An 18,448-nucleotide genomic window follows, 5' to 3' on the forward strand; every position below is an offset into this window, starting at 1 on the left:
TTTAATGCGATCCCAACAGCGCTTCCGCGGTTTGATCTACAATAATGTTGAGGGCAATTGGCCCATAATAAGCGATCCATAACGTTGAATTCACATTGTATACACGGTTATTTTTAACGGCATCATGAGATTTCCAGACCGGACTGTTCGCCATTGCCTCTGCCTCTTTGGCAAACAATTCATCCGATAACAGGAAATAGTGATCTGCTCCGATATCAGCGATGGTCTCCATCGAAATTTCAACGGAGGTATCATCTTTGATCTCCTGAACGAATGCAGGGATATTCAATCCCAAATCCTCATAAAGAATGCTTCCGGTCCGATGTTCGGGACCGTGTACGCGAATACCTTCCGGTCTTGGGCGAATCAGAGCTACCGTTTCGTCGCCCAGCTTCGCCGACAGCTGCTCCCGCAGTCCGACGATTTTGTCCTCGTAGGCTTGACGCACTACCTTCGCCTCCGCCTGCTTGCCCGTTATCATACCGATGGTAGCCGATGTATCCCGCCAATCTTCATAGAAGTCGAGTACTATTGTGGGCGCTATTTTACTGACGCTGTCATACACCTGCTCCTGAAAGTCGGTCATCAATATAAGATCCGGATTCATCGCTACAATAGCTTCAAGATTGGGCTCATCGCGTGTGCCCAGGACCTTCACATCACCCAATTGTTCACTTAAATATTCTGGAAACTTTGCATCTTTCGCTCCAGCCACAACGCTGCCTGCCGGATGCTCGCCTATCGCTAACAATTGATCGACGAATTTCACATCAAGCGCGGCGATGACCTTCGGCTTCTCAGTCAGCGTATATTCACCCTTCATATGCGAGATGGTAACCGGGAAGGCTGTAGTCTGAGCCTGTGTCTCAGATGTAGGTGACGGCTCGGCTGAAGCAGATGGCAGTGCGGCAGTGCCCGTATTTGCGCCTCCTCCAGTACCGCAAGCCGTTAGCACAAGTACCAGCGCCATCATCCATATCATTAATAGTCCTGCTTTTTGGGCAGCTTCTACCTTTCTAACGGTTGCTTGCCTCTTCTTTGTTGTTTTCATGCTGACTCCCCCTTATGTATGATAATGATTTTCATTATCAGATCAATAAAGCGAGTATAATCTATCTTCATACTCTATTTCCATGTACTTTTGCGACATTGCAGCCGGATTAATGCGACATTGCACACCATAGGAACGACTCAGGAGAATCGCGACTGACTACAAAAATTCCACAGAAGCACCTAAATCCCTAATTTTAACAAAAATTTCTTTGCTCCTGTTCTGAAAATAGCCAACACAGTCGATGGTAATCTCGCTCAATTCAAGCTTTTCCTTCTCCAGAAACTGATCATCGAGCAATCTGGCTACTTCAGAAATGGTTCTTCCATTGCACTCCCTGCTTCTTCCCAAAATGAAAAAAGGTATCTTTGTATTACACAAAGATACCTTTTTTCATTAAAAGCTTACGGCTCAATCCCCCACACAAGCTGACCATTCATATACCCGGTGACCTGTTCATTGTTGATGAACTGACTGCTGGATGCCTTGAACGAATAATCATTAGCCTGGTTGTAATTGGACCAGTCGGTTTTGGAGAAACGGGTTTGAATTTCTGCGCTCTGACCTGGATTAAGTGTTCCAGCCGAACTCGTGAAACCAATTTCCAAAACATAATCTGCACTGGCAACAGGAGTCGCCAGCTTAACGAAATTGCCGGTTACATTCTCAATTCCGATGCTGGCCCAGTCGATCCAGAAACTCTGATCTTTCTCGCCATCAATCGTATAGTAATACCGGACCTTCACATCACTTAGTTGAATCGCTGAATCACCGGTATTGACTACTTTGATTTTGGGTGAAATCCCGTTGGTGGAGGCACTTGTGTTGCCATTAAAAGCTTGGACCGTCAAATCTCCAGTGGGTACTGGAACACTACTATCCGCTACGTTCACTGTAAGAACAGCATTATTTCCTCCATTAAAATGAAAGGTTAGGGTATTCTGTCCCAGCGGCAGCGTGGAAAGATAGGATTTTTTCAGAACAACAGCAGCGCTTGATGCCGTATAATCCTGACTCGCTAAAAGTGTGGAATTTCCATTTGTGATACTTGCAAGCTGGTGTCCATTTAAGGTAAGGGCTACGGAAATATCCTGGGCTAGATTCGCCGCTTTATCAAATGCCGCGCTCACGGGCGCAATGGATGCGCTTGGCGTGGAATCGACAATTTTCACTTTTAATACGGGATCTTGTCCTTTATTAAAATCAAAGATGATCGAATGCTCGCCAACCGGCAGTGTCGCCAGAAATGCTTTTTTGAGCAGCAGCGTATTTCCACTCAAGGTATAATCCTGAGTCGCTGTCAATGCATTGGCGCCTGTCCGGAGAGCGGTTAACGTATTGCCGTTTGAATTCACGGTGATGGCTTTGTCATTCTGATTGGAGGCATTTTTATCAAATTCGACGTTTGCAGGTGTGATAGACGCACTTGGAATTGGATTGTTAACCTTCAAATCAGGCAGCTCATCGAGCGTGATTACATAATTGCTTTGGTACAGCGTTGTTAAGGTAGCCGGATAATTAAAGGCGGAACTCATGAGATGCTCACCATACCACGGTAAGAAATAGAGCCAGCCCGATTTTTCCTCTGTCAGATTCTGAACGCTTGGAACGGTGTCGTTCTCCGTCATGGCTACCATTTTCGTACCGCCGGTTAAATCAACAAGCTGATAGAAAATCGAGGTAATCGCGTCCTCATTGGGGACACCAGACAAACCGTCATAGCGGTTATAGATCGTGTTGTATTTATCATAGCCTACAATATCCACCTGATCATCGCCGGGATACCATGCGGGAGAAGTGCTGTACACATAGCTGTTGTAGGTCCAGATCAAATTGTGCAGACCGTACGTTTCTGTAAGTTCAGTATAGAGCAGGTCCCACAACTGCTTGTACACCTCCGAGCCTGCCGAAGCCCACCAGAACCATGCAACTTCTCCATTCAATCCACCGTTGCCCTCCGCCTCATGGAAGGGTCTGAAGATAACCGGCACATTGTTATTTTGCAGAATCTGCAGTTGCTCCGCCAAATCCCCAATGGCCAGTTGTACATATTGGTATTCTTTCGTACCTGGAACTACCGCATTGGCTGTATTAAAATTGGTTTCTGTCGGCTTGTAGGTGGCTTTCTTCCAATCTACAAATTCCCCGAGCTGATAGGCGGTGAAATCTCGGGGTACAGTGATATGCCAGCTGTTTGTCGCGATCCCGCCCCGGTTATTCACCCAATCGATCATCCGGGCGGTCGTACCATCCTCCCAGCCGTAAAGCGGATTGTAGTTCATCAGATCAAATCCGCGGATCGCCGGATACTTTCCCGTTAAATTGTGAATCCAATCAAACTCCAGCTCGGAATTGCCGTCATTTCCGCTTCCGTAAATCTCCTGCTGACCAGAGATCATATGATTGCCGTAAACCTCCGTTAAATAATTCATCAGAAGCTGAGTTTCCGGAGTGGCTTGAGTATCGCTGAGGACAGGTTGCACATCCAGGGGATCAAGATCGGCATAATCCACCGTGAAGGTATCAAAATAAGCGAAACCCCAGCCAGCCTTCAGTTGAATAGTGTTGCTGCCTTGATTCAGCTTGTGATAGCCAAAATCGAAATTCGACCACGTGGTCGTATAGGGCAGCATATACGACCCCTTCGTAACGCCGTTAACGGCCAAAGATTGAAGCCTGCCGTCAGCACTGAGCTCCTGCATATAACGTGTGGAGATCGTATACATGCCGGTTTCCGGAACTGTCACTGTGAAGGTAATTGTACCGGAATTCTGCATCCAGACAAATCCGCTTCCGGAGTATCCGGGTTTGGGCTGTCCGTAAATTTGGGTTGTCACTTGAAGATCGGAGGTGAGCTGAGCATTTTCGCTTTCAATTGTGAAAAGTGCGTTGTCTGCATGAACGGGCGGCGCTGTCATCAATCCAAGTAGCAGAGTAAATGCCAGCATCATTGTGATTGCCTTCTTGAGCAAATTTTTCATTTCCACCTTTCCTCCCTATGTTAAATATGGTAAATAAAAGTTCAATATACCATCTCTTGGATTCGCTTTCATAGATAAGATAGCATATATTCCATATTTTGTAAATCTATCAAATCGAGAAAATTTCCACAGGCAAAAAAACTCCCACCAATATTTATTAGGAGGAGTTAAATAACATTGGCTTCTTACAACTTAAAGTTTCGGAGCGGCTTTCCGTACCGCACCAAAACATGCCATAAGAGTTTTAATTCTTGAAGTACTTCTTTTTCGGTTCCTCGCTCCCGCCAAGCTGCAGGATCATGCTTTAAGTGCATAGCAGCAGATCCAATCATGCTCGCATCAATATAACCGTGATGAGCAATACGCTTAGCCAAGGAAGGCATCGTAGGCCCTCTAAAATCTGAAGGCACTTCGTCTACCCACATCGCGAATCCCATGTGCCAATAGAGTTGGATGGCATTCTGTAAACATATTTGCTCCAGGTCTTGCCCTGTTGGAGTGCCCTTGAATGAAGGATCGGCTACTAAGATTTCCACATCTTCCTTTAGACGGATGTTTCCATGAACTTGCGCTTCAATATAGTGGTTAAGATTACGTTTAGCTTCACCCTTTGAAGGATCTGTAAACGGCATTGTGAGGTTGACCCGAAGATGGTCGACTAATTTTTGTGATTGAAGATCTTTTTCCCCTAGAGCGGAATCTCTTAAGAAAATCTCCTCTAGTAATGCCGCCATCATATCATCAAATTCTGCATATGTCCCTTTCTGTACAGGGTTTTGATGCGAATCCATATAGGTGTATGTACTGCGATAAGAAACCTCAGGGGATAGGAGGAAATAGCAGGAGCCAAAGCGCGGAGCTGGCCCATCCGAATGACGCATCAAATCAAGAGCGCCATATTTAGGGCGTTCGCTATTCGAAGCACCCTCTTGTTGGTATGCCCCTCCAAATAGTCTTTCCTCCCACAAATCACGTGGACCGCCAGAATAGGCTGATACACTACCACTGGATAACAAGGTCTCAAATTGGCTCTTGTACACGCCTTGCTCCAATAGCGCCTCTGCAACACTTTTCTTTACCGGATCTAGTCGATCTGGATGGAAATGTAGAGCAATCTTCGCATGTGACTTTATTTTGACCACAGCATCTTCAAACTCTTCCCGATCCACATTAGACATTTGAAGAATTTCATGGATGGTCTGAACTGCTTCACTTTTTCGAGTTCGCGCGTAATTCGTAACATATTCTAAAGCCGATAATTGTGACTCCGATAGTTCCTCAGTGAACTGAGACTCTCTTTGTTTATTGGCATTTGCATCGCCTTTCCACTCCATTGCTTATTCACTCCTTTCTAGACCCAGTACATAAGAAAAGAGACTTGATTTCTCCTCTCACTGTATCAAACGCTTCTTCACTTAAAACTTCATATCCTTACCATCGCAGATTCCGATAACTTTACATGGATCTCGAATGATATAAATTCAAGATCGAATGCTGATGACTTCAACATCGTATGCGCGTTATGGGAAATCTTCCTTTTTGGCAGGATTAATCAACTCGATTTGCTCGTAAGGTGCTGTCAAATAGGGACTCAAAACAAATACCATTCAGTTAACCGTCAGTGTCACAACCACTCAACCATAATTAGAGCGTCTCAGCCAATTTCTGAATCTTTGAGTGGGAAATTAAATATACATTGCCTATAATGTCGATTTTGCTGCCCTTCACACGTACAGCACCATCTTTGTCTGCCGCCACATAAATATCCATTTTATTCGATAAAGGGAAACGCTCCTCAATCATCGCGGTGTTATCATGATCAAAATGAGCTTCAAAAGAAAAGTGATTAAGAGCCATACCTTCACAAACAGTGCATTCATCCATATATTCATCAGACATGTTCATCCCACCAGCACTTGTTCCCATTACAACAGCATTGCTTTTTTTAATCAAATCCGATAATTCATATTCCGTCAAAAGGTGCTTTTGGTCCCGAGCGGTTCCACCACATAAAAAAACGACAGAGGCGTTTTGAATTAATCGCTGGGCATCTTCCTTCTGCGTGCGGTCATCAATGAAATGATATTCATCAAAATAAATGTTAGCCTGATTAAACCATGTCCTTTCAAAAACACTATCAATATTAACTTGTTCATCACTAAAATCAGACGATTCAGCGCTAATCATAACCAGCGATTTTCTGTCTGTTATATCCTCATGCAACACATTTACTAGCTTCTCAGAAAAACCCTTATCATAAAACCAATCTAAGTAATAGTGAGTTTTCATCCGTAATTACCTCCATATGTAATATTTATATTTATCCATTATGTTTATCAAAATCCATAGTGCCGAGCGAGAAAAAATATCTATAGTAATATAAATTTAGAGGCATAATCAAAGTTTTTTATCTGCGCTAGATCCACATTAAGCTTATCCGGCGAGGAAATGGGCCACGTATTTTTGTTCTGCACCGATTATCTTCACCTCCTTTTATATCATGGACATCGTACCATATAATGGAATTGAATAAATCTTACAAATTGATTAAAACAAAAAAATGCCAGCATCATTAGTACCTTCGGTGAATAGCAAAAAGACTTACTCGAGGTATCGATCCCTTCAAGTAAGTCTTTATTTCTAAAGTTATAAAGATACTAGTCCCTTAAACGAAAACATACTCCCCATCACCAATCGAAATCGTCTTCCCTTTCAGCTCTAACGAATCCGTTTCAAAAACCACCTGCTTGAATTGGTTCTCGTCTCCTTGCACGAAAGCAAATGATCTATCGCCAATCTTAAGGCTGAAGGTATCATCCTCTGACTTCGTAACAGGCAGTCCGAATATGGTTCCCCAATGGTTGGCTGCAGCTTCAGGATCGGAGACATGGAATACAGCACGCACGATTTCGACTTCTCCCGCAGGATGAGGCTTAATGACTCCAGATGATGTTAATCTTTCCACTCGCTCTGTATCCGTTCCGCTCCATTGAATGATGAACGGATAGACCAGTCCCCCAAAGTCACCAGCAATGGTCATCATCCGCCACTCTATTAATCTTCCCTCGTTATCTAGACGCTTACCATCGATAATTGGAGATAATGATAAGCCTGCTGCTTTCAGGGAAGCCGCTACTTCTTCAATATCATCCGTCCGGATGACTACTCTACTTAGAACTTCATGTTCTGGTAGAAGTTTTACTGCATCTTTCACCACTAAATTATGTTCAGTTGCCTTTGCCAGCTCAAGATTCTCAATGCCCAGAAACTCGAGATAGGTTAGCCCAAAGTAACTTAAGGCATTATAGGTTCCCCAATCTTTATGAGAGCCTCCCTTAAAAGCAACCAATCCATGAGCTCCAAAGATCTCAACCGGTTTGGCCAAATCATTGACATAGTGAACTAAATGATCCCATTTCATCGTTGCCATGATTACTTCACTCCCAGCTCAGTAGTACGTTTTACGGCTGCCAGAACACTTCTTTGCAGACCCGCTGCGAAATCACTGTTGTTTAATTCGTATAAGCCATGCATGCCGACACCGCCAGGTGAATTATTAATATCCAGCAGCTGTCGTGGATGCAGCCCTGTCTGTTGCAGCATTGCTACCGAGCCCATCATATTCTCCAGTGCAACCTTCCAGGCTTGGTCACGCGGCAGTCCGGCAAGTACACCTGCATCTACGAGAGATTCAATGAAATAATAGATATAGTTAGGACCCGCCACACCAAATCCAGTGAAAACATCCATTAACGCCTCATCCAGATATTGTACTTTTCCAAAGCCGAGTAGGAAATGCTCCACTTGATCACGAGTAGCATAAACATTTAACGCTACACCACTATAGCCATATCCTGTATCGGTTAAAGTATTGGGGATAACCCGGATAATGGGCCGTTCAGCTCCAAAATAACCAGCTAACTGATCATTCGTCACACCCGCCACAATCGATACGATTGCGGCAGAAGCTGTAGCGAATTGTTGTACATTTTGACCAAGGGTAGTTAAATCATCCTGTGGGCGAACTGCCACTACAATCACATCTGCTGTAGACAGGTTATGCTCTTGCGAACTCTTCGTATCTACACCGTATTTGGTATTTAAAAACTGCAGACGCGCTTCATTAATATCCGATACACTAATTTGATTTACAGACAAGGTGTTATTCGCTATACATGCGCGGATGATCGCTTCCGCCATCTGTCCGCCACCAATAAAATGAATCTTTTCTTTGGTCACTTCGTTCACTTCCTTAATTAATTGTTGTCCCAAGCTTCAGGTAGAATGAAACCATCATATTTTTCTAATCCAAGAATATATTCTTCAAACTCTTTGGATTCATAAGCAGCTTTCAAATCTTTAGCCCACTGAGAATTTTCATCCTTTTTATTAACCGATACGATAATTCTGTGTTCCATAGGTGTGTTTTCTATTTTCAAAGCATCCGTAATCTTTCTGTCCGAATTAGCAATATAATTACCATTTACAACGCCATAATCAACATCTTGAAGGGAGACAAGGATTTGAGCGGGGTCCAATATTTTAATATCAATATTATATTTATCCGGTTCCATACTATTAATATTAAAATCCGCTACGCCTGCCCCTTCTTTAATTTTGACCCAACCCAATTCTTCCAGAATACGCAGTGCACGCTCTTGGTTTACCGGATCGTTCGGAACAGCTACGGTTGTACCGTCTTTAACATCGTCTAGCGTGGTATGATTTACAGAATAAAGACCTTGTGGAGCACCTGGAACATAAGCAATTCCGACCATATCTGCATTGATTTCTTCGTTAATGGCCTCCATATAAGCTGTACTTTGGAATATGCTTGCGTCAATGGAGCCTTCCTTCATTGCTGGATTGACCTGCATGTTTTGCGAGAAGGTTTTAATGTCAACGGAATACCCTTGTTTCTCTAGAATCGGTAGAATCGATTGGCGGAATTGTTCCTCATAGGTTCCGACACCAAATCCAACGGTAAGCTTTTTCTTATCTCCAGAATCCCCCGCCTCTTTATTGCCACAAGCCGTCAACACTGCAAGAACACCTATCATCATCACTAACATTAACTTTTTCATACTTATTTCCCCTATTCCAATATAGATTTTTTAAATTGTGCCAACGCCTCATCCGTCACATTGAGTGGGATTGCGCAATTTGGAGATAGAATAAACGGCTGGTCTTTCATTAACTTTAATGCATCTTCAGCCTGCTGCTTGATTTGGGCAATATCGTTTACCGCAAACAACCCATGATCGACTCCACCCACTTTAGTAGCCTTGAGATTTGCCTCTAACCCTGGATTCCCCTCGGCTATCGTATCCCAACTGATCCCGTCAATCCGATAATCGTTAAACTTCTCAGGCTGGGCGTAGGCTCCACAAGTATGAAGAATGTTTTTTCCATAGCTCGCTGCTTCTAAAACAATAGAATCATAAGGTCTGGACAGTTCGTCAAACATAGCTTCATCAAATAATCCTGGGTGAGCTGTGCCCGTCACTGCGTAGAACAAACCGTCAGAACCCGCTTGCTGTAACTCTTGTACATAATCGGCTAAGGTTAAGGAAATCGCATGTAGCGCATGATGTGCTGCCGCTCGATGTTCTTTAAACAAGGATTCCAAAGTTACCGGGTGCTCAATACCAAACACCGTTTTAGTAACGTAAGCAGAACGCCCTACAATAAATAGCAATACTGTTAATGGTGAAAATACAGTTTGGATTAGCGGGGTGTCTGGTAACCCTTGACGAATTTTTCTAACCGCATCTAAATGCTCTGCCAAAGGGGCTGACTGGACTGCCTTTTTGACGTCGATATCCCACAGACTAGCCGCTGTTGGAATAGCCGTCGTTTGCTGTCTCGGAAATACGGTCTGATAATCCGTAAAATCGTATTGATTCCCCCAAGCTTCCGCCAGATAAGTCGCTCTTGGATTAATCTTGACCCAATCCCAATCATATTTTTTCGTAAAAGAAATCGTAGTTTCTGCTAAATCATCTGCAGTTTGTTCTTTGTCGATAAAATGGCGCCAACCACTTCCGATTGGACGATCTGCCCGTTCTCCAGATAATAATGCGTTAAAACGATCTTGCTTACTCCATTCACTCATCTGTCGAGTCCCTCCCAGAATATGTAGTAACTAGTAACGACGAATTTTTCTTGCTAGCGTGTTGCCTAAAGACTGAATACCTTGCACTAAAATAATGAGGATAATCACGGTGGCTACTACGACAACAGTGTCAAAGCGTTGGTATCCATATACAATCGCCAAGTCTCCCACGCCGCCTCCCCCTACCGTTCCAGCCATTGCAGTTGCACCTATCAAACCAATCGTCGCTGTAGTAAGAGACAGGATTAAGGATCCAACCGCCTCTGGCAATAAAAAGTACCAAATGACTTGAAAAGGAGTGGCTCCCATCGCCTCAGCGGCTTCAAGGATTCCCGGATTCACTTCAAGCAGTGAGTTCTCTACCAACCGTCCTATATAAGGTGCGATATAGATAATCAAGGGTACGATCGCTGCGCTTGTCCCAATTGAAGTATGAACAATCAATCGTGTGAAAGGCACAATCGCAACCAGTAAAATAATAAAAGGCAATGAGCGAATGATGTTGATAATTGGATTTAGTACGGCGTAAAGCGCTTTGTTCTCCAAAACCCCACCCGGACGAGTGATGACAAGCAATATCCCAAATGGGATCCCAATCAGGGAACCAACAAACAAGGAGAACCCTACCATTTGAATTGTTTCTATAATCGCCTGCAGAAATTGATCACCTGTTACTGTGGTCGAAAACATTAGATTCTACCTCCTCTACAGCGACTCCATTTCTTGTTAAGAAAGATAATGCATTGTTAATCTCTGCTGCCTCACCATCGAATTGAATGATCACTGTTCCCAGTGTTGTTTCTTGAATCTCCGTCGTATTCGCAAATAAAATATTGACCTTTATATCGCAGGAGCGAATCATTTCAAACAGGATAGGCTCAGAGGCACTTGCTCCCACAAAATTAAGCTTGTACAGCTGACTTCCGGGTTCTGTTTTGATAGATTTCCGCACGCTAGAGGTCATGCTATTTTGAATAACCGTCTTCACGAAATTTTGCGTGGTCAGATGTTTTGGACTTCCGAATACATCCAGAACACTTCCTTGCTCAATAATCCGGCCTTCTTCCATGACCGCTACCTTGTTACAAATCTCTTGAATCACGGACATTTCATGTGTAATGATCATCACGGTAATGTTGTATTCAGCATTGATTTTTTTTAATAGCTGTAAGATAGAATGTGTGGTCTGTGGATCTAAGGCAGAGGTCGCTTCGTCACATAAAAGGATAGACGGATTCGAGGCAAGCGCTCTGGCAATCCCGACACGTTGCTTCTGACCACCTGATAGCTCACTCGGGTAACTCCCCGCTTTGTCACTTAATCCAACAAACTCTAGCAGCTCCATTACCCGCTGGCGGATTTCATTTTTATTCTTTTTTAGGAGAACTAGAGGGATCGCCACATTATCAAATACTTTTTTAGATTCTAGTAGATTAAAATGTTGAAAAATCATTCCGATATTTTTCTTAGCGGTACGCAACTCTTTATCGTTGTATGTTCCCAAATCACGTCCAGCGACCATAACTTGTCCTTTGGTGGGTCTTTCCAAATAATTGACTAAACGAATTAATGTGCTTTTCCCAGCACCGCTATAGCCGATAACCCCAAATATATCGCCTTTTTCGACCTTTAAATCGATCCCCTTAAGAGCATCAATAGTGGTCCCTTTCCGAGTGAACGATTTGTAAACATTCTTTAATTCAATCATTTCCATTCCCCTCAATCATCTTTAGGATTAAGCTTCCTCTTGCAGCTTCACCAGCGCTTGTTCTGCCAATAAAGCGAAGTACTTAGCAGCTGGCAATATCGCAGCTTCATCAACATCGAAACGAGGGTGATGTAAGGGATAGGCTGGACCCGATCCTATATTCACAAAAGCACCCGGTATCTGTTGTAAATAAAAAGAGAAATCTTCTCCACCCATCTGTGGAGGAATATCATGTACTTCATAGCCAAAATCTGAGGCGATCTCTTTGGTAAAGTCCGCCCATTCCCCATGATTTATCGTTGCGGGTGGACCTGGATACCAGTGTAACTGGGCCTCTGCCCCAGCTCCCGCAGCAATCCCTTCGATAAGACGAGTCATTTGTATTGGAATATTGCGGCGAATCTCTTCATTGTAAGTTCTTACTGTACCTTCTAATTCGACTTTTTCCGGCAATACATTCCATGTGAAGCCTCCATTAATTCGGGTAACACTTAACACTACTGGTTCCGTGGTGCTGTTTTGGCGACTTACGATGGTTTGTAGTGCGGTAATGATCTGAGCCGCAGTTACAATCGTATCCACACCTTTTTCAGGATAAGCAGCATGAGCGCCGACACCTTTTATTGTAATTTCAAACCGGTCAACACCGGCTGTTAAAGCTCCTGTTCTTGTTCCAAAAGCTCCCGTTGGCAAGTCAGGTGAATTATGGAGACCAAATATAGCCGCCACATCCTGGAGTCCTCCCGAGGCTAAGACACTTTCCGCCCCATGCCCTGTTTCTTCCGCGGGTTGAAACAATACTCTAACCTTTCCAGGTAGTTCATTTTCACGAGCCTTTAATAATAATGCAGCACCTAAAATAGTAGCCGTGTGAAAATCGTGACCACAGGCATGCATCTTTCCTGGGATCTCTGAGGCAAAGGACAATTCAGTTTGTTCCTCTATGGGAAGTGCATCAATATCACAACGAATGGCCACTATGGGTCCGTGACCCTGCCCGATCTCTGCGATGAGTCCGGTTTGTAAAGGTAAGTCAAGGATGTGAATATTGGCTTGGGTCAGCCATTCCCGTAATTTTGTTGTGGTTTTAAACTCTTCATACGCTAATTCAGGCTCACGATGCAGGTTTCTGCGAACCTCTATTAATTGATTAGCTAAAGCTTGCTCAACCTCATTTAGTGGTTTCATAGGTGATGTCTCCCCTTTCGTTATGCTTCCAGCTTTTCTTCAATCCCTTTGATGCGATCAAGCGCAGTCGATAGACTGCTTAAAATATGATCTTGCATGGCTTTTTCAGCACCATCTTCATTTTTAGCAGCGATCATTTGTAAAATAAGATCATGTTCTTCATCCGCTTGTGTGTTCCAATCCCCATGCATAGAGACGAATCGACAATAACGAAGCGAATGATCTCTTAATTGATTCAGAACCTTCTCGAAGGTTTTTAGTTCGCTGATTTCTGACAAATAATCATGGAACTCAAATCCATATGTAACAAAATTCTGATTATCACCAAGCTGGAACGAGTGTTTCATTTTTGTAATCATCGTCGTTAAATTCACAATATCTTTCTCTGTGGCATGCTTAGCTGCACTTCTTGCAATATAGCCTTCAAGCATGCTGCGAATAAGAAATATTTCTTCAACCTCTTTAAGGGTTACTGAAGCTACCCGCAGTCTTCCATTTGGCTGTCGAACCAGAAAATCCTCGTTCTCCAGTCTCTGTATCGCCTCTCTTAGAGGTGTGCGGCTGACCCCGAGCAAGGCCGCCAAATTTTCTTCATTTACAGGTTGATTCGGTTCAAACTCGCTATCAATAATTTTTTGTTTTAATTCATAGTAGGTATTATCCTTTGATAACCTTCGTGATCGTATCGCCATTTCTATACTGCTCCTCATCGATAATCTGTGGGGTCCGAATCCCAATAATATATTTGTATAATTGTATACAATTATTAGTTAAGAATGGATTGGTTAGTTACATTCCCTTCCATACCGTTCAAGCTTTTTTATACTATATTCCAATTATTCCACCTAGTCAAGTAGGAATTAAAAATCAATTTAATCCCCTCTTTTCAACACAAAAAAACTCTACAACCCTCAGGGGTTGTAGAGTTTTTTTTGGATAAATAAATTTCAGAATTAGAAGGAAATAATCCCCGAGGTATGGAGTAACACTAGGAACACTAGGATCGGCGCCACATAACGGAGCATAAACAGCCAAACACGGAACCAGCGCGCCTGTAGTCCAGCGGCTTCCGCTGCACCTTTCCAGAAATAACCGGCGAAGATGGTAATCAGCAGACCTCCAAGCGGCAGCATAATGTTAGAGGTGATAAAATCCAGCCCATCAAATAGAGATTTGCCACCAATCGTTAGCTCCGGGAACATCCCTAGTGACATCGCTAAAGGAATACTAAGAAGGAAACAGATCAGCGTCAAAATCCAAACCGAACGTTTCCGGCTCCAATTCCAGCGCTCCATTGTGAAGGATACAGGCACTTCAAGCAGCGATACAGCTGAAGTTAGAGCAGCAATCGCCAGCAAGATAAAGAACAAACCGCCGAAGAGCGCACCAAAAGGCATAGCCGAGAAAGCGGCTGGCAAAGCGATAAAAATCAGCGAAGGCCCCTGATCAGGAGCAATACCAAATGAGAAGGTCGTCGGAAAAATAATCAAGCCTGCGATAAACGCGTATAACAAATCTCCTGCACCGATTGCGATTGCAGCGGTACCCAGCGATTGTTTTTTATCAACATAAGATCCGTAAGTCAGGAGAATCCCCATCCCGAGCGATAATGAAAAGAAGGCATGTCCCAATGCAACTAGCGCAGATTCCGCTGTCAACACTGAAAAGTCCGGTTTTAGGAAAAAAGATACCCCTGCGGATGCACCCGGTAAGGTTACCGCGCGAATCATTAGCACTACAAGGAGTACGACCATACCAGGAATTAATACTTTGTTAAATTTCTCAATCCCGCCTGATACGCCAAGGATGACTACACCCGCCGTAATCAGAATGGCTATCCCCTGCCAAACGATTGGCATATATCCAGAGACAAACGAATTGAATTCGCCTGCATAATCAGTAGTGCTGAATAGTTGTCCATTAAAAGCAATCATCGAATAGTTCAGCGTCCAGCCAGCAACAATAATATAAAAGGAGAGAATTAGAAACGGCGCAAGTACCTGCAACATTCCAGCTGCAAACCAACTCTTCCCGCCTCCAGCCCGCATAAAAGAGGTCGCCGCGCTACCACGCCCGCTGCGTCCGATAGCCAGTTCTGCCAACAGCACCGGTAACCCTATCAGCACTAAACAGACGATGAAAAGCAGGAAAAAAGCTGCCCCCCCATTTTCTCCTGTAATATAAGGAAACTTCCACATATTCCCTAGCCCAACCGAGCTGCCGATGGCGGCAAAAATAAAGCCCGCGGAAGAGAAGCGTTCCTCCTTCTCCGAGAGAAGATTTTTGTTACCCTTCATTTGATTCATTATAACGCCCCGTTTTCTTTTTTAGACCTCATTATAGCTTAAGTAACAAAGCACGTCATATGGAAATTTTCTGACTATTTTTATAACCACTCGAATTCTCTGTTTGTAAACGCTTATATTATTCATTCGGCCCTTGAATCTCATTATATCCACTAATGTCGTGCCCCATTGCTTCAATGAAACGAATTGTCTATATCCTGACAATATTTTTAACGAAAAAGGCTCCCACTAAGGGAGCCCTTTCTAAACATTATTTGCGGACAGAGAGAATGAACCTCTCAAGCTTAGCTGTATCGGTTATGCTCCGATTACATTCCAGATTATCCAGACATACGTATTGACCCACAGCAGAAATATTATCCGGCGAAACGTTCACATTCTTGGTCTTAACATAAAAGAATGCAAGCTCTTGATGCCGATTGCAGAACATGCAGTACCCTTTTTTGTGCGTTGGTGTGATTCTACCCTCAATACCAATGAACTGTCCTTCGTACGGATAGATAATGAATAATTTATTACTGGCAATATCTATCCAACTCAAATACGTTATGTTGCGATAGTCGATGAGTTGTAGATCAGGTACTTTCAGTTTCTTATTCTTAGGGAATAGCTTCTGAATCTGCTTCAGCGTAATCGTCGGATATGACTCTAGGTATGGTTCTAATTCACTAAGATATCTCTGGAAATCTTCTGCAGTTTCGAAGGTCGATATTTGTTGCAGCATCTGCTTGTGATTCTCCGTAAGAGAAGGAAATGCCTCAATAATGTTCGTAGCAGCACTATATCTTACAGTCTCCAAGACTCTACGATCCGCAACGGTTCGCAGGGTATGCAGAACAAATTTCGTTTGTTTCTTAATTAAGTTATATTGATGGTTTCTAATAAATGGTGTACACATCGCTTTTCAGCCCCTTATTTATATTAAAAGTTCATAAGGTGCAAAGCCCATTTATAGAAACGATAAAATTAAGTTGGGCGATATATCCATCCATCGCACCTCACGCAAAGTATCGCCCTATATTAGGCTTTGCGTGAGGAACTTCTAGCTAATGGGCATTTCAACATTAGCACTGTACCACCTCCGAGCATATTTCATGCCAAAAGTATAGCACCGTATTTTAGAAGGCGCAATTCATCTGGGAATGCTTATTTGCATGCCATACCTACAAAAAAAGGGAGCTACATGGACTAGTCCAGTAACTCCCTCTTTTTTGACTATTCTTTTACAGCGCCGACTACGATCCCTGTCACAAAATAACGTTGCAGGAATGGATAAACTAATAGTATCGGTAGCGCACTTATGAAAATCTGTGAAGCCCGTATGGTTCGTTGAGACAAGTTAGCTACGGCTGACGGATCAAGCTTGGACATATCTGCCTGAACGATAATGGTCTGCATAAACGTCGCCAGCGGCAGCTTATCCGAATCTCTGATATAGATTATACCGTCAAAGTAAGAGTTCCAATGACCCACCATCATGAATAGGGAAACCGTTGCAATGACTGGTAAGGAGACTGGTAAATATATTTTCAAAAAGGTCTTAAAATGTCCTGCTCCATCAATAAAGGCTGCTTCCTCAAGGTCCTTAGGTACACCACGGAAGAAGTTCAGCAGCAAAATGATGTTAAATACGGCTACCAATCCAGGTAGGATAAGTGCCATCAAAGAATTCATCAGCCCGAGCTTTAGAATCAGGATATATCCCGGAATCAGACCCCCACTGAACAGCATGGTTACGACAAAATACCAAAGATAGATATTACGCGCCCGGAAAACTCTAGTTTCCTTAGAAAGAGCATAGGCTGCAACCGTATTTACTACCAGTGCAAGTGCTGTTCCTAGTATTGTCCGCTCTACCGACACCCACAGGGATGTAAGAAAATTAGTGTTGTTAAAAGTTTTTGCATAGGCCTCCAAAGTGAAGCCAATTGGCCAAAAGGTGACCAACCCAGCATTGGCTGGGGCGGACGCACTAAGAGATACCATGAGTAAGTGATACAATGGCAGCAAGCAGAGCACCGAAAGGATAGTTAGGAGCACATTATTGAATATGCTAAATATTCGATATGGAAGGGTTTTATGGTACATTTGTTGTCATCCTTTCTAGAAAATTCTGTACCCTGCAAATCTATAGGCAAGTCGGTATGAAATAACGATTAGAATTAAACTAATTGCTGATTTAAAAAGATTAACTGCGGTCGCAAAGCTGAATTGTCCGCTGAGAAGACCTTCTCTATACACAAAGGTATCAATGATATCCCCTTGTTGATAGATCAAAGGACTATATAGGTTAAATACCTGGTCAAAGTTGGCGTTCAATACATTGCCCAGTGCCAAGGTCGCAATTACAATAGCAATTGGAATAAGTGCTGGTATGGTAATATACATCGTTTGCTTCCAGCGACCTGCCCCATCCACTTCAGCAGCTTCATAAAGTGATGGATTAATGCCGGATAGCGCAGCTAGGAAAATGATCGTGTTGAAACCAAATTCTTTCCAAACATCACTGGCTATGATGGTAAATCGGAACCAGTTGCCGTCCCCTAGAAAAAAGATCGGTTTTATGCCGAAAACGGACGAAATAAACTGATTCACAATCCCTGTTTGAGCTAGGATATCGATCAGAATTCCTGAAAGGGTAACCCATGACAAGAAATGCGGTAGATAGACGAGTGTTTGAATCGATCTTTTAAGGCCCATATTCCTTACCTCATTAAGCAACAAGGCGAATATAAAAGGAATAATCAGGTTCAAAACAATTTTGGAGCAAGCAAAAAACAGTGTGTTCCAGGTAATTTGCAGGAAATAATCGTTCTCCCACATGTACCTAAAATGCTTAAGTCCGACCCATTCGGAATCAAAAAATCCTAATGCAGGCTTATAATCCTGAAATGCCATGAGTATTCCTGACATGGGGATATAAGAAAAAATAAAAACCATAATTGCCGCCGGTAATACCATGAAGTGGAGCACCCATGGTTGTTTATAGCCTTTTTTTCTTTTTCTTTTTATACTTGGTTTATTTTCCAGGCCTACCTGCTGTATTGAATTAGCCTCCATAGCTCTCTCCTGTTCCCAAAAAAAATATTTTGTGTGTGA

Annotated in this window: 16 protein-coding genes; all 16 read right to left on the reverse strand. The window is 43.1% G+C overall.

What is annotated here, in order from left to right:
- Position 1: 1 nt before the first annotated feature.
- Positions 2–1,051: an iron-siderophore ABC transporter substrate-binding protein gene (locus tag NST58_RS20215; RefSeq protein ID WP_339243963.1), complete on the reverse strand. Its 1,050-nt coding sequence runs from the start codon at positions 1,049–1,051 to the stop codon at positions 2–4.
- Positions 1,052–1,455: 404 nt separating this feature from the next.
- The gene (locus NST58_RS20220; protein ID WP_339243964.1) at positions 1,456–4,032 is read right to left on the reverse strand and encodes a glycosyl hydrolase; all 2,577 of its coding nucleotides are present in this window, start codon (positions 4,030–4,032) and stop codon (positions 1,456–1,458) included.
- 185 nt (positions 4,033–4,217) lie between these two features.
- A complete protein-coding gene (locus NST58_RS20225; RefSeq protein ID WP_076309704.1) occupies positions 4,218–5,366 on the reverse strand; it encodes a DUF3626 domain-containing protein in 1,149 nt (382 codons plus the stop codon).
- A 310-nt stretch (positions 5,367–5,676) separates the two neighbouring features.
- Complete coding sequence (locus tag NST58_RS20230; protein WP_339243967.1) at positions 5,677–6,321, reverse strand: Type 1 glutamine amidotransferase-like domain-containing protein; 645 nt, start codon at positions 6,319–6,321, stop codon at positions 5,677–5,679.
- Between the two features lie 376 nt (positions 6,322–6,697).
- Positions 6,698–7,462 (reverse strand): VOC family protein, encoded by a 765-nt coding sequence (locus NST58_RS20235; protein ID WP_339243969.1) that lies wholly within the window; start codon positions 7,460–7,462, stop codon positions 6,698–6,700.
- Positions 7,463–7,464: 2 nt separating this feature from the next.
- Entirely contained in the window at positions 7,465–8,271 is an 807-nt protein-coding gene (gene proC / locus NST58_RS20240; RefSeq protein WP_076182764.1) for a pyrroline-5-carboxylate reductase, read from the reverse strand.
- A gap of 17 nt (positions 8,272–8,288) precedes the next feature.
- Entirely contained in the window at positions 8,289–9,116 is an 828-nt protein-coding gene (locus NST58_RS20245; RefSeq protein WP_076141012.1) for a MetQ/NlpA family ABC transporter substrate-binding protein, read from the reverse strand.
- 11 nt (positions 9,117–9,127) lie between these two features.
- Positions 9,128–10,147, reverse strand: coding sequence for a uroporphyrinogen decarboxylase family protein (locus tag NST58_RS20250; protein WP_036688667.1), 1,020 nt, complete (start codon positions 10,145–10,147; stop codon positions 9,128–9,130).
- Positions 10,148–10,177: 30 nt separating this feature from the next.
- Complete coding sequence (locus NST58_RS20255; RefSeq protein ID WP_036688669.1) at positions 10,178–10,837, reverse strand: methionine ABC transporter permease; 660 nt, start codon at positions 10,835–10,837, stop codon at positions 10,178–10,180.
- On the reverse strand, positions 10,812–11,855 hold the full coding sequence (locus tag NST58_RS20260) for a methionine ABC transporter ATP-binding protein (protein WP_076276173.1): 1,044 nt from the start codon (positions 11,853–11,855) through the stop codon (positions 10,812–10,814). Before NST58_RS20260 ends, NST58_RS20255 begins: the two co-directional genes overlap by 26 nt.
- A gap of 27 nt (positions 11,856–11,882) precedes the next feature.
- Positions 11,883–13,043, reverse strand: a complete 1,161-nt coding sequence (locus NST58_RS20265; RefSeq protein ID WP_076278667.1) for an amidohydrolase — start codon at positions 13,041–13,043, stop codon at positions 11,883–11,885.
- A gap of 20 nt (positions 13,044–13,063) precedes the next feature.
- Complete coding sequence (locus NST58_RS20270) at positions 13,064–13,735, reverse strand: GntR family transcriptional regulator (RefSeq protein ID WP_052097124.1); 672 nt, start codon at positions 13,733–13,735, stop codon at positions 13,064–13,066.
- 261 nt (positions 13,736–13,996) lie between these two features.
- Entirely contained in the window at positions 13,997–15,349 is a 1,353-nt protein-coding gene (locus tag NST58_RS20275) for a sodium-dependent transporter (RefSeq protein ID WP_076127152.1), read from the reverse strand.
- Positions 15,350–15,599: 250 nt separating this feature from the next.
- A complete protein-coding gene (locus tag NST58_RS20280; RefSeq protein WP_076278668.1) occupies positions 15,600–16,247 on the reverse strand; it encodes a FusB/FusC family EF-G-binding protein in 648 nt (215 codons plus the stop codon).
- Positions 16,248–16,564: 317 nt separating this feature from the next.
- Positions 16,565–17,437: a carbohydrate ABC transporter permease gene (locus NST58_RS20285; RefSeq protein ID WP_036688680.1), complete on the reverse strand. Its 873-nt coding sequence runs from the start codon at positions 17,435–17,437 to the stop codon at positions 16,565–16,567.
- A gap of 15 nt (positions 17,438–17,452) precedes the next feature.
- On the reverse strand, positions 17,453–18,409 hold the full coding sequence (locus NST58_RS20290) for an ABC transporter permease subunit (protein WP_036688682.1): 957 nt from the start codon (positions 18,407–18,409) through the stop codon (positions 17,453–17,455).
- Positions 18,410–18,448: the final 39 nt, after the last annotated feature.

Source organism: Paenibacillus sp. FSL R10-2796, assembly GCF_037965315.1.
Lineage (GTDB): Bacteria > Bacillota > Bacilli > Paenibacillales > Paenibacillaceae > Paenibacillus_AQ > Paenibacillus_AQ odorifer.

Bases quoted from the DNA above. Each gene is read 5' to 3' on its own strand.
- NST58_RS20245 (WP_076141012.1), bottom strand. From the start codon at position 9,116: ATGAAAAAGTTAATGTTAGTGATGATGATAGGTGTTCTTGCAGTGTTG.
- NST58_RS20250 (WP_036688667.1), bottom strand. From the start codon at position 10,147: ATGAGTGAATGGAGTAAGCAAGATCGTTTTAACGCATTATTATCTGGA.
- NST58_RS20230 (WP_339243967.1), bottom strand. From the start codon at position 6,321: ATGAAAACTCACTATTACTTAGATTGGTTTTATGATAAGGGTTTTTCT.
- NST58_RS20275 (WP_076127152.1), bottom strand. From the start codon at position 15,349: ATGAATCAAATGAAGGGTAACAAAAATCTTCTCTCGGAGAAGGAGGAA.
- NST58_RS20285 (WP_036688680.1), bottom strand. From the start codon at position 17,437: ATGTACCATAAAACCCTTCCATATCGAATATTTAGCATATTCAATAAT.
- NST58_RS20290 (WP_036688682.1), bottom strand. From the start codon at position 18,409: ATGGAGGCTAATTCAATACAGCAGGTAGGCCTGGAAAATAAACCAAGT.
- NST58_RS20280 (WP_076278668.1), bottom strand. From the start codon at position 16,247: ATGTGTACACCATTTATTAGAAACCATCAATATAACTTAATTAAGAAA.
- NST58_RS20225 (WP_076309704.1), bottom strand. From the start codon at position 5,366: ATGGAGTGGAAAGGCGATGCAAATGCCAATAAACAAAGAGAGTCTCAG.
- NST58_RS20270 (WP_052097124.1), bottom strand. From the start codon at position 13,735: ATGGCGATACGATCACGAAGGTTATCAAAGGATAATACCTACTATGAA.
- NST58_RS20255 (WP_036688669.1), bottom strand. From the start codon at position 10,837: ATGTTTTCGACCACAGTAACAGGTGATCAATTTCTGCAGGCGATTATA.
- NST58_RS20260 (WP_076276173.1), bottom strand. From the start codon at position 11,855: ATGATTGAATTAAAGAATGTTTACAAATCGTTCACTCGGAAAGGGACC.
- NST58_RS20215 (WP_339243963.1), bottom strand. From the start codon at position 1,051: ATGAAAACAACAAAGAAGAGGCAAGCAACCGTTAGAAAGGTAGAAGCT.
- NST58_RS20235 (WP_339243969.1), bottom strand. From the start codon at position 7,462: ATGGCAACGATGAAATGGGATCATTTAGTTCACTATGTCAATGATTTG.
- NST58_RS20220 (WP_339243964.1), bottom strand. From the start codon at position 4,032: ATGAAAAATTTGCTCAAGAAGGCAATCACAATGATGCTGGCATTTACT.
- NST58_RS20265 (WP_076278667.1), bottom strand. From the start codon at position 13,043: ATGAAACCACTAAATGAGGTTGAGCAAGCTTTAGCTAATCAATTAATA.